9 protein-coding genes are annotated in these 12,788 nt (G+C 51.0%); 7 read left to right on the top strand and 2 right to left on the bottom strand.

From position 1 onward, the window contains the following. The first annotated feature begins 22 nt into the window (after positions 1-22). Positions 23-1,363 (top strand): UDP-glucose dehydrogenase family protein, encoded by a 1,341-nt coding sequence (locus AC6I8C_RS10495; protein ID WP_013358051.1) that lies wholly within the window; start codon positions 23-25, stop codon positions 1,361-1,363. Positions 1,364-1,377: 14 nt separating this feature from the next. After that, positions 1,378-2,385, top strand: a complete 1,008-nt coding sequence (locus tag AC6I8C_RS10490; RefSeq protein WP_497822429.1) for an NAD-dependent epimerase — start codon at positions 1,378-1,380, stop codon at positions 2,383-2,385. Between the two features lie 76 nt (positions 2,386-2,461). On the opposite strand, the gene hns is transcribed toward AC6I8C_RS10490, so the two are convergent. Next, positions 2,462-2,872 carry a histone-like nucleoid-structuring protein H-NS gene (hns, locus tag AC6I8C_RS10485; RefSeq protein ID WP_150015143.1) on the bottom strand — a complete coding sequence of 137 codons (411 nt, stop codon included), beginning with the start codon at positions 2,870-2,872 and terminating at the stop codon, positions 2,462-2,464. A 408-nt stretch (positions 2,873-3,280) separates the two neighbouring features. Here hns and tdk point away from each other — a divergent pair, with 408 nt between their 5' ends. Then, positions 3,281-3,901: a thymidine kinase gene (gene tdk, locus AC6I8C_RS10480; protein ID WP_497822428.1), complete on the top strand. Its 621-nt coding sequence runs from the start codon at positions 3,281-3,283 to the stop codon at positions 3,899-3,901. A 68-nt stretch (positions 3,902-3,969) separates the two neighbouring features. Here tdk and adhE read toward each other — a convergent pair whose 3' ends face one another. After that, entirely contained in the window at positions 3,970-6,657 is a 2,688-nt protein-coding gene (gene adhE / locus AC6I8C_RS10475) for a bifunctional acetaldehyde-CoA/alcohol dehydrogenase (RefSeq protein ID WP_497822427.1), read from the bottom strand. A gap of 459 nt (positions 6,658-7,116) precedes the next feature. On the opposite strand from adhE, the gene AC6I8C_RS10470 reads away from it, so the two are divergent. From AC6I8C_RS10470 to oppB, 4 genes are all read left to right on the top strand, one after another. Further along, on the top strand, positions 7,117-7,764 hold the full coding sequence (locus AC6I8C_RS10470) for a YchE family NAAT transporter (protein ID WP_497822426.1): 648 nt from the start codon (positions 7,117-7,119) through the stop codon (positions 7,762-7,764). A gap of 582 nt (positions 7,765-8,346) precedes the next feature. After that, entirely contained in the window at positions 8,347-9,972 is a 1,626-nt protein-coding gene (locus AC6I8C_RS10465; protein ID WP_497822425.1) for an ABC transporter substrate-binding protein, read from the top strand. Between the two features lie 154 nt (positions 9,973-10,126). After that, on the top strand, positions 10,127-11,767 hold the full coding sequence (gene oppA / locus AC6I8C_RS10460) for an oligopeptide ABC transporter substrate-binding protein OppA (protein ID WP_497822424.1): 1,641 nt from the start codon (positions 10,127-10,129) through the stop codon (positions 11,765-11,767). A gap of 92 nt (positions 11,768-11,859) precedes the next feature. Beyond that, positions 11,860-12,780 (top strand): oligopeptide ABC transporter permease OppB, encoded by a 921-nt coding sequence (gene oppB / locus AC6I8C_RS10455; protein WP_061062598.1) that lies wholly within the window; start codon positions 11,860-11,862, stop codon positions 12,778-12,780. Positions 12,781-12,788 lie beyond the last annotated feature (8 nt).

Raw genomic sequence — 12,788 nt, 5'->3', positions numbered from 1 at the left:
TTCATAAACACAGGATAACTCGATGAAAGTCACTGTATTTGGTATCGGCTATGTCGGTCTGGTTCAGGCTGCGGTGTTAGCCGAAGTCGGACATGACGTTCTCTGCATTGATGTCGACGCTAATAAAGTCGAAAATCTGAAAAAAGGCATCATTCCTATTTTCGAACCAGGTTTAACGCCGCTGGTAATGTCCAATTACGAAGCGGGTCGTCTGAAGTTCAGCACTGATGCTGAGCTGGGCGTAAACCATGGTGTTATGCAGTTTATTGCAGTTGGTACACCACCGGACGAAGACGGCTCTGCCGATCTGAAATATGTGACCGCCGTAGCGCGCACCATTGCGCAGCATATGAACGATCACAAAGTGGTTATCGACAAATCAACCGTTCCGGTTGGCACAGCAGACAAAGTTCGTGCAGTAATGACGGAAGCGCTGAAAGCGCGTGACGCCAACATCACCTTCGATGTGGTTTCAAACCCGGAATTCCTGAAAGAGGGTGCAGCAGTTAATGACTGTATGCGTCCGGAGCGTATTGTTGTCGGTACTGACAACGACGACGTGGTCGAACTGTTACGCGAGCTCTATGAGCCGTTTAACCGTAACCACGATCGCATGATCATGATGGATATCCGCAGCGCAGAGCTGACCAAGTATGCCGCGAACTGCATGCTGGCAACCAAAATCAGCTTTATGAACGAGATGTCTAACCTGGCTGAACGTTTAGGCGCGGATATTGAGAAAGTACGCCAGGGTATCGGTTCTGATCCCCGCATTGGCTACCACTTTATCTATCCTGGCTGTGGCTACGGTGGCTCCTGCTTCCCGAAAGATGTACAGGCGTTAATCCGTACCGCTGAGTCCATTGGCTATCAGCCACGTCTGTTGCAGGCGGTGGAAGATGTGAATGACAACCAGAAAAACAAGCTGCCTACCTTCATTAAACGTCATTTTGGTGACGATCTGAAAGGTAAAACGTTTGCACTCTGGGGCCTGTCATTCAAGCCGAACACTGACGACATGCGTGAAGCCTCCAGCCGTGTGCTGATGGAAACGCTGTGGGAAGCAGGCGCATCTGTTCAGGCGTTTGACCCTGAAGCGATGGATGAAGCGCAGCGCATCTATGGTCACCGCAGCGATCTGAAGCTGATGGGTACCAAAGAAGCCGCACTGCAGGGCGCAGACGGTCTGGTCATCTGTACGGAGTGGCAAAACTTCCGTGCGCCTGACTTCGACGTTATCAAAAATGCACTGAAAGAAGCCGTGATTTTTGATGGTCGTAACCTGTATGATCCAGAGCGTATCAGCAAACGCGGTTTCGTTTATTATGCAATCGGCCGCGGAGCGTCTATTCAAACTGCATAATTAACGAGGGATTTATGAACTTTCTGGTCACCGGCGCCGCAGGCTTTATTGGTTTTCATGTCAGTCAGCGTCTGCTGGCCGCCGGTCACCAGGTTGTCGGTATCGACAACCTGAATGATTATTACGACGTAAATCTCAAGCATGCCCGTCTCGATTTAATTAAAGCTGATTCTGGTTTTACATTTATTGAGATGGATCTGGCGGACCGTGACGCAATGGCGTCACTGTTCGACCAGCATACCTTCCAGCGCGTTATTCACCTTGGCGCTCAGGCTGGCGTAAGGTACTCCATTGAAAATCCCCATGCCTACGCAGACTCAAATCTGATCGGTCACCTCAATATCCTTGAAGGCTGTCGTCATCATAAAATTGAACATCTGCTCTACGCCTCATCCAGTTCAGTTTATGGCCTGAATCGCAAAATGCCGTTCTCAACCGAAGACAGCGTTGATCATCCGGTTTCTTTATATGCGGCGACCAAAAAAGCTAACGAGTTAATGTCGCACACTTACTCACATCTTTATCAGTTGCCGACGACCGGATTGCGCTTCTTTACCGTTTATGGTCCGTGGGGCCGTCCTGATATGGCACTCTTTAAGTTCACCCGGGCAATGATTGCGGGTGAAGCGATAGATGTTTATAACCAGGGCCAGATGAAACGCGACTTTACCTATATTGACGATATTGCTGAAGCGATTGTCCGCCTGCAGGATGTTATTCCGCAACAGGATGATAACTGGACAGTTGAAACCGGTTCTCCTGCAACCAGCTCTGCGCCTTATCGGGTTTACAATATTGGTAACAGTCAGCCGGTTACGTTGATGAACTATATCGAAGCGATTGAGAAAGCCCTGGGGATTACGGCGAAGAAAAATCTGATGCCAATGCAGCCCGGTGATGTTCTGGAAACCAGTGCGGATACAGAAGCATTGTATAAGGCCATTGGTTTTAAACCGCAGACCGGGGTCGAAGAGGGCGTTAAAAACTTCGTTGACTGGTACCGTGATTTTTATCGCGTCTGATTAAAAGAAAAAGGAAGCTCTGGCTTCCTTTTTTATTGGGCATCACGCTAGCGCTTAAGCAGCGAAGCAATCAGCATTACAGTAAAAAATCGTCCAGCGTTTTACCCTGTTCTTCCAGCGCTTTTTTAATCACGGCAGGTGTCCGTCCCTGACCTGTCCATGTTCTGGACTCGCCTTTTTCATCGGTATAACCATATTTGGCCGGGCGCACTGAGCGTTTACCTTTTGCCGCAGCTCGGGGAGTGGCGGTCAGCGTGTTAATCAGTTCATTCGGGTCGATTCCGTCCGCCAGCAGCATTTCACGATACTGATTAAGCTTACGCGTACGTTCTTCATTTTCTGCCTGAAAATGTGACTCTTCTTCGCGACGTTCTTTTACCACCACGTCCAGTTTTTCCAGCATCTCTTCCAGTGTTTCGACGGAATACTCTCTGGCCTGGGCGCGCAGCGTACGGATATTATTAAGAACTTTTAGTGCTTCGCTCATTGTCCTGGTCTCTGAATAAGGGAAAAGTTGTGTTGCCCGCTAATAGTAGTGGTGACATTAAATAACTTCAATCTTAAAAAAATATTCAGAACGATAATCTCCTGAGCAATAAAAATAATCCCAGTCAGAATTCAACGGTTATGGCAAATAAAAAATAGTTTTCGCGGGTCTGATATGCAATAAATTTAATGTATTTAGCGTGATGACAAAAATGTCGTTCCTTTTGTTGCGGGTAAAATAAGCAAAACTTATCCTGCGTGAAGTGTATGTAACTGGCTCCCGGCGAAGCACAAAGATGAATAAGTGGTCAGCCGTTACGCTTTAATTACCGCTACACCGCAACGTATTACCTGCACTTTGTGTTAATATGCGCGCCATTCCGTTAAGTTCTGATGAAGATACGCTCCTATGGCTCAACTCTATTTTTATTACTCTGCCATGAATGCAGGGAAATCGACAGCACTGCTGCAATCTTCCTATAACTATCAGGAGCGCGGCATGCGTTCGCTGGTCTATACCGCTGAAATCGATAATCGGTTCGGTGCCGGACAGGTGAGTTCCCGTATCGGACTCTCGTCGCCAGCCTTGCTCTATAATGCTGAAACCGCACTCTACAGCGACATTGCCGCCGAACATGCTGCGCAGCCAATCCACTGCGTGCTGGTTGATGAGAGTCAGTTCCTGACCCGGGAGCAGGTTAAAGCGCTCTCTGATGTCGTAGACGATTTGGATATTCCGGTACTCTGCTATGGCCTGAGAACCGATTTTCGCGGTGAGCTGTTTGTGGGCAGTCAGTATCTGCTGGCATGGGCAGATAAGCTGGTTGAACTTAAAACCATTTGTCACTGTGGCCGCAAGGCGAGCATGGTGCTGCGACTGGATAGCGAAGGCAAACCTTTCAGTGAAGGCGAGCAGGTGGTCATTGGCGGTAACGAACGTTATATTTCCGTCTGCCGTAAGCATTACAAACAGGCGATAGAGCAGGGATCGTTACAGGCGATTCACGGCGCACAGACTCCGCTGAATTAACCGCATCATTCAGGCAATAAAAAACCCGCCGAGGCGGGTTTTTTTATCAGACAGTCAGAAGTGAGCTATCAGACTTTTTTCACTTTCTTATCAACTTTCACGCCTTTTACCGGCTGCTCAGCTACGGCTTCGGCGACACTTGAGAACGGTTCGACAAATTCACGTCCGTAGTAGGTATCAAGCATAATCTGTTTCAGCTCAGCAATCAGCGGATAGCGTGGGTTGGCGCCGGTACACTGGTCATCAAACGCATCATCGGCCAGTTTGTCGACTTTCGCCAGGAAGTCCGCTTCCTGCACACCGGCTTCGCGGATTGAGGTCGGAATACCGAGTTCAGTTTTAATCTCGTCCAGCCATGCCAGCAGCTTCTCAATTTTCTGCGCGGTGCGGTCGCCTGGTGCGCTCAGACCTAAGTGGTCAGCAATCTCGGCGTAACGACGGCGCGCCTGTGGACGATCATACTGGCTGAACGCGGTCTGTTTAGTCGGGTTGTCATTCGCGTTGTAGCGGATAACGTTCGAGATTAACAGGGCATTCGCCAGACCGTGTGGGATATGGAACTCTGAGCCCAGTTTGTGTGCCATTGAGTGACAGACCCCGAGGAAGGCGTTGGCAAACGCAATACCGGCGATAGTCGCGGCATTGTGTACGCGTTCACGCGCCACCGGGTTTTTAGCACCTTCGGCATAACTGGCTGGCAGATTCTCTTTCAGCAGTTTCAGTGCCTGCAGCGCCTGCCCATCAGAGTACTCATTCGCCAGCACGGAAACATAGGCTTCCAGCGCGTGGGTAACTGCATCCAGACCACCGAAGGCGCAGAGTGAACGCGGCATATCCATCACGAGATTGGCATCGACTATCGCCATATCTGGTGTCAATGCATAGTCAGCCAGAGGATATTTCTGACCGGTCGCATCGTCGGTTACCACAGCGAACGGTGTGACCTCTGAACCGGTACCTGAGGTAGTCGTGATGGCAACCATGCGTGCTTTGACGCCCATTTTCGGGAACTTGTAAATACGTTTACGGATGTCCATGAAACGTAACGCCAGCTCTTCGAAGTGGGTTTCCGGATGTTCGTACATCACCCACATGATTTTCGCGGCATCCATTGGGGAACCGCCGCCCAGCGCAATGATGACGTCAGGTTTAAAGCTGTTCATCTGCTCTGCACCTTTACGTACGATGCTCAGCGTTGGGTCAGCTTCAACTTCAAAGAACACTTCAGTCTCGATGCCGTGTGATTTCAGCACGCGGGTCACCTGGTCAGCATAACCGTTATTGAACAGGAAGCGGTCAGTGACGATAAAGGCACGTTTCGCGCCGTCCGTTGCCACCTCTTCCAGCGCAATTGGCAGTGAACCCCGACGGAAGTAGATGGATTTAGGAAGTTTATGCCACAACATATTCTCAGCTCGCTTGGCGACAGTTTTGGTATTGATCAGGTGTTTTGGGCCGACGTTCTCTGAAATAGAGTTACCGCCCCAGGAACCACAACCCAGCGTCAGAGACGGCGCCAGTTTAAAGTTGTAGAGGTCACCGATACCGCCCTGAGAAGCTGGGGTATTGATCAGAATACGCGCGGTTTTCATTTTGTCGCCGAAGTAGTGCACGCGCTCAGTCTGGTTATCCTGGTCGGTGTAAAGGCAGGAGGTGTGACCGATACCGCCCATGGCGACCAGTTTCTCCGCTTTATCTACGGCATCCTGGAAATCTTTTGCCCGATACATCGCGAGGGTAGGTGAGAGTTTTTCGTGGGCGAATGGCTCAGACTCATCCACCAGTTTTACCTCACCAATCAGTATCTTAGTGCTCGGTGGTACGCTGAGACCCGCCATCTCTGCAATTTTGAAGGCAGGCTGACCCACGATGGCTGCATTCAGACCGCCGTTTTTCAGGATGATATTCTGTACAGCGTTCAGTTCAGCACCCTGCAGCATGTAGCCGCCATGGCTGGCGAAACGTTCACGCACGGCGTCATAAACTGAATCAACCACAATGACAGATTGTTCAGAGGCGCAGATCACCCCGTTATCAAAGGTTTTCGACATCAGAATGGAGGCAACGGCACGTTTCACATCGGCGGTTTCATCGATCACTACCGGCGTGTTACCGGCACCGACACCAATCGCCGGTTTACCGGAGCTGTATGCCGCTTTCACCATGCCTGGTCCGCCAGTGGCGAGAATCAGGTTGATGTCTGGGTGATGCATCAGCTGGTTTGATAGCTCAACAGACGGGGCATCGATCCAGCCGATAATGTCTTTAGGCGCACCGGCAGCAATGGCGGCCTGCAAGACGATGTCGGCAGCTTTGTTTGTTGCGTCTTTGGCGCGTGGGTGTGGCGAAAAGATAATACCGTTACGGGTTTTAAGACTGATTAACGCTTTGAAGATGGCGGTTGAGGTTGGGTTGGTGGTCGGGACGATACCGCAAATCAGGCCAATCGGCTCGGCGATGGTAATGGTACCGAACGTGTCATCAGTGGCTAACACGCCACAGGTCTTTTCATCTTTATAGGCGTTGTAGATATACTCAGAAGCAAAGTGGTTTTTAATGACTTTGTCTTCGACGATGCCCATACCGGATTCGGCAACGGCCATCTTGGCTAGCGGGATTCGGGCGTCTGCGGCGGCAAGGGCGGCGGCACGAAAGATGGCGTCGACCTGTTGTTGAGAAAAGTTGGCATATTCACGCTGGGCTTTTTTTACACGTTCGACCAGTGCATTGAGTTCAGCGACATTGGTTACGGCCATGGTGTTCTCCTGAAGGAAGTTAAACTTTTTTAGTAAACAATCCTGCGTCCTGAGTATAGTCACGCTGAAATAACGTGACTTGCTGACAGGAAAATCCCGGATTTTCAACTGTTTACTGAACGAGTCTTCTGCTGGCGTTTGCGAGATTTCTTACGCTGACGCTTATACTTCCGTTAAGAAAAGATTACCTGGTTTGGGGTAGATCAATTTTGATGCAGATCAATTTAGGTTCAAGCTGACACCTTTCAGCACCCCTATAGAGAGCTTTCCTGTTAGGTTAGCGTGCTCCTGTGCTCAGCCCTCCTGGTAGTGGCTAAATCCAGCCACTTTTTAATTTCTGGCGGAAAGCGCTAAATGCTTTACTGTTCATCAGGATAAATACCCATGTGCACATCTGGCGTCTCTGCACGTTTTCACATACATTAGGCGCGTTTACCCCCTGTAGTACGGAGTAGAGTCGTGAATCCAGCGCTGTTAGATCTATCAGGCTATATAAAATTTTTTGTCGGGCTCTTTGCGCTGGTCAATCCGGTAGGCATTATTCCGGTGTTCATCAGCATGACGCGTTATCAGGGGGTAGTTGAGCGTAACAAAACCAACCTTACAGCTAATCTGGCCGTTGCCATTATTCTCTGGACGTCACTTTTCCTCGGCGATGCGATTTTGCGTGTGTTTGGCATTTCGATTGACTCGTTCCGCATTGCGGGCGGCATTCTGGTTGTCACCATTGCGATGTCGATGATCAGCGGCAAGCTGGGCGAGGATAAGCAGAATAAACAGGAGAAGTCAGAAACCGCGATTCGTGAAAGCGTGGGTGTTGTGCCGCTGGCATTACCACTGATGGCAGGACCAGGGGCCATCAGCTCGACCATTGTCTGGAGTACCCGCTACCACAGCTGGATAAATCTGCTGGGATTCACGCTGGCGATTGCCATCTTTGCGTTCTGCTGCTGGCTGTTGTTCCGGGCTGCGCCATTAATGGTGCGCATTCTTGGGCAAACCGGTATTAACGTTATTACCCGAATTATGGGGCTGTTACTGATGGCGCTGGGCATTGAATTTGTCGTAACCGGTATGAAGTCGATTTTCCCCGGCTTACTGAACTAGAAACTCACTTATTTCATGCAGCGAAGCGAATTGGTGACCTGAAGCGGTGCAGTAAAGCGTTTTATTGCACCATAAGAATGCAGTTATTCATCCTGCTTAATAAAAAAAGAGGATTATAAATTCCGTTACTGTGGGTTTGCTCACAGACTTTTTTTTGCAAAATAATGTCACTATTTTCACACGACAATCTGCTATCTGATCTCCACTCAACCCGATAAATCCCCATGCTTCAGTGCTCAGTCTGAATTTCATCACGTCATTGCCGTTTTTATCAATACAAATGCCAAAACAAGCGCAATTTGTGGCTGCATTCAGCTATGAAAAGGGCTTTCCCGCTAAATCGTCTATTTTTCATATCGATATGATATTTTCAGGACGAAAATTAACACTTCCGCTGCCTGACATCTCATGATAAAAGAGAATTAGTTAACATTTTCGCTATTTTGCTTTGGCGGCCCTTCACGGCTTCTGATAATTTTTGGCCCAACGTGAATTTTTTTCTCCGAAAGCCCAAAGTGAGAACGCTTTTTGCTTAAGCCTATCGGGATACTTAATTAAAGGTTGGCGTTTCGCATGATTGGGATGAAAAACTTGCAACAACAGCGGTCAGCAATCGCACTCTTTTTGTTCACGCCCTTTTCTCCGGCTTACGCCGCCACGGTTCCGCCTGGAACGGTTCTGGCAGCGCAGCAGCAAATAGTGATCAATAACGGAAGCGAAGTCTCCTCACTGGATCCGCATAAAACCGAAGGCGTGCCGGAATCCAATGTTATTCATAACCTGCTGGATGGCCTGGTAAATACCGATAACTTCGGTCATGTTGTGCCGGGCGTCGCCAAAAGCTGGGAAAATCCCCAACCCACAGTCTGGATTTTTACTCTGCGGGACGATGCGAAGTGGAGCAATGGTGAACCGGTAACCGCCGCTGATTTCGTCTATAGCTGGCGTCGTCTGGTAGACCCGAAAACGGCGTCGCCTTACTCCAGTTATCCGCAGGCCGCTCATTTTGCCAGTATTGATGCCATCCTTGCCGGTAAAGCATCACCCGACCAGCTGGGCGTGAAAGCGCTGGATGCCCATCGCCTGCAGATTACGCTGAGTGAACCGGTGCCTTACCTGGTGGCGATGTTAGCGCATACGGCGATGAAGCCGGTTTATGCGCCCGCCATTAAGCAGTGGGGCGACGCCTGGACCCGTCCCGATCACTACATCGGTAACGGCGCCTATACGCTGAGCGACTGGGTGGTGAATGAAAAAATCGTCGTGAAGCGTAATCCCTATTACTGGGATAATGCGCATACGGTGATTGAGCAGGGAACATTCCTGCCGATCGCCTCTGAAAATAGTGATATCAATCGCTATCGCAGTGGCGGCACGGATATAACCAATAGTGCGGTGCCGCCGGAGATGTTTGGCAAGCTGCGCAAAGAGCTGGGCGATGAAGTAAAGGTCAGCCCGCTGCTCTGCACCTTCTACTACGAAATTAACAACAAAAAAGCGCCGTTCACCGATGCCCGGGTGCGCGCCGCGCTGAAAATGACCCTCGACCGCGAGGTAATAGCCAGGAAGATCATGGCTCAGGGGCAGATTCCGGCCTATAGCCTCACGCCACCCTTTACGGCGGGTATTAAGCTATCCCCGCCTGAATGGTTCACCTGGACACAGGCGCAGCGTAATGAGGCGGCGAAAAAACTGCTGGCAGAGGCGGGCTTTGATGCCAGCCATCCGCTGACCTTTACGCTGCTCTATAACACTTCTGATCAGAACAAACGCCAGGCGATTGCGGCTGCATCGATGTGGCAGAAAAACCTGGGCGCGAAGGTGACGCTGCAGAATCAGGAGTGGAAAACCATGCTGGAGACCCGTCATCAGGCCCAGTATGACGTGGTTCGCGCCACCTGGTGTGCCGATTACAACGAGCCTTCCACCTTCCTGAACATGCTGATCAGTAACGCCTCGATCAACACCGCATTTTACAGCAGCGCGACCTTTGATCGCTTAATGGCGGAAACGCTGACGGCGGGCAGCAAGGCGCAGCGCGCCGACCTGTATCAGCAGGCTGAAACACAACTCGACAAAGACTCACCAATTGTGCCAGTTTACTACCGCGTAAGTGTGCGCCTGGTAAAGCCCTGGGTTGGCGGCTTTACGGGCAAAGACCCGCAGGACATGACAGACCTGAAGTACTATTTCATCAAACAACACTGATCTGATCGCCGCTTCGGCGAGACAGTCGGGACACGCATCAGCGTACAGACCATTTTGGGGTCAATCTCCCTGGGAACAGGCCAGGGAGCCCGGAGACGGGGGACGCCGGGGCAGAGCATCGCCACGGTGACGATAATAAAACTGGAGTGTAATAATGAACAACATCACGAAAAAAAGCCTGATTGCAGCGGGCGTTTTCGCCGCAGTGAGTGCCCTGGCAGGGAATGCAGCTTTCGCAGCAACCGTGCCTGCTGGCGTCGAACTGGCTGCAAAACAAGAACTGGTTCGCGGCAATGGCGATGAAGTCCAGTCGCTCGATCCGCACAAAATTGAAGGCGTGCCGGAAGACAACGTGGCGCGCGACCTTTACGAAGGTCTGCTGGTCAATGACAGCAACGGTAAACCGATTCCGGGCGTAGCGGAAAGTTACGAAAACAAAGATTTTAAAGTGTGGACGTTCCACTTACGTAAAAATGCCAAATGGTCCAATGGCGAGCCGGTTACCGCGCAGGACTTCGTCTACAGCTGGGAGCGTCTGGTCGATCCTAAAACGGCTTCACCGTACGCCAGCTATCCGCAGTATGGTCATATTCTGAACGTCGATGACATCATCGCCGGGAAAAAACCGGTTACCGATCTGGGCGTAAAAGCCATTGATGACCACACGCTGGAAGTCACCCTGAGCGAGCCGGTTCCCTATTTTGATAAGCTGCTGATTAACTCCGTCATGTCACCGGTTTACAAACCGGCAATTGAGAAGTTTGGCGAGCAGTGGACCCAGCCACAGAACTGGGTCGGCAACGGTGCCTTTAAACTGGACGCACACGTGATTAACGAGCGCATCACCCTGGTACGTAACCCGAACTACTGGGACAACGAACACACCGTGCTGAACAAAGTTACCTACCTGCCAATCAGTTCAGAAGTCAGTGACGTTAACCGTTACTTCTCTGAGAACGGCAGTGACATGACCTACAACAATCTGCCAATTGAGCTGTTTAAAAAACTGCAGCGTGACAATGGTAAAGAGCTGCACGTCGATCCTTACCTCTGCACCTACTACTACGAAATCAACAACCAGAAAGCGCCATTCACCGATCCTCGCGTGCGCGCGGCCCTGAAGCTGGGTCTGGATCGTGACATCATGGTGAATAAAGTCCTGGCGCAGGGTCAGAAACCGGCTTACAGCTACACGCCGCCATCTACAGACGGCATGGACATTCTGCCGCCAGACTGGTTCACATGGTCACAGGACAAACGTAACGCCGAAGCGAAGAAGCTGCTGGCTGAAGCGGGCTACACCGCCGACAAACCGCTGACCTTTAACCTGCTGTATAACACCTCCGATCTGCACAAGAAGCTGGCGATTGCCGCCTCGTCGATCTGGAAGAAAAATATTGGCGTGAATATCAAGCTGGAAAACCAGGAGTGGAAAACCTTCCTGGATACCCGTCATCAGGGTAATTACGATGTGTCGCGTGCGGCCTGGTGTGCGGACTACAACGAACCGACTTCATTCCTGAACACCATGGTGTCCAACAGCAGCAGTAACACATCGCACTACAAGAGCGATGAGTTTGACAAAGTAGTACGTGACGCGATCAAAGCCCCGGATGCGAAAGCCCGCGCAGTGGACTATCAGAAAGCTGAACAGATTCTGGATAAAGACAGCACGATCGTACCGGTTTATTACTACGTAAATACGCGTCTGGTGAAACCTTATGTCGGCGGTTACACCGGTAAAGACCCCCTGGATAAAACGCTGTCTAAAGACTTCTACATCATTAAACACTAATAGCATTCAGGCTATCAGCAGTGGCGGCGCGTCTGGCGCCGCCTTTTTTAATTTTTTATATGTTGTGAAGCAACAGCCTGGTAGGTACGGCAATGTTAAAATTCATCCTGCGTCGCTTGCTTGAAGCGCTACCGACGCTGTTCGTCCTGATTACCATCTCCTTCTTTATGATGCGTCTGGCCCCCGGTAGTCCTTTTACCGGCGAGCGTACGCTGGCACCCGAAGTCATGGCCAACATTGAGGCGAAGTATCACCTCAACGATCCCATTGGTAAGCAGTATGTCGATTACCTTGTGCAGCTGGCGCACGGCGATTTCGGCCCATCGTTTAAATACAAAGACTATTCGGTCAACTATCTGGTCGCACATGCGTTCCCGGTTTCTGCCAAACTCGGTCTGGCCGCGTTCCTGCTGGCGATAGTGCTGGGCGTGACCGCCGGCGTTATCGCGGCGCTCAAACAAAATACGTTGTGGGACTTCGCGGTGATGGGGGTAGCAATGACCGGCGTGGTCATACCCAGTTTCGTGGTCGCGCCGCTGCTGGTCCTGCTGTTCGCCATCAGCCTGAAATGGCTACCGGGCGGCGGCTGGAATGGCGGGCAGTGGAACTACATGCTACTACCGATGGTGGCGCTGTCGCTGGCGTATATCGCCAGTATCGCGCGTATTACCCGCGGGTCGATGATTGAAGTCATGCACTCTAACTTTATCCGTACCGCGCGCGCCAAAGGCCTGCCGCTGCGCCGCATTGTGCTGCGTCATGCGCTGAAGCCCGCGCTGCTGCCGGTGATCTCCTATATGGGACCGGCGTTTGTCGGCATTATTACCGGTTCGATGGTCATTGAGTCGATCTACGGTCTGCCGGGTATCGGTCAGCTGTTTGTGAACGGTGCGCTGAACCGTGACTACTCACTGGTAATGAGCCTGACCATTCTGGTCGGTTTGCTGACCATTATCTTCAACGCGATTGTTGACGTGCTCTATGCCGTTATCGATCCAAAAATTCGTTACTGATTGCGGAG

Source organism: Pantoea sp. X-Soil-YNGN-844 (assembly GCF_059730595.1).
This window is presented reverse-complemented; position numbering and strand designations above follow the sequence as displayed.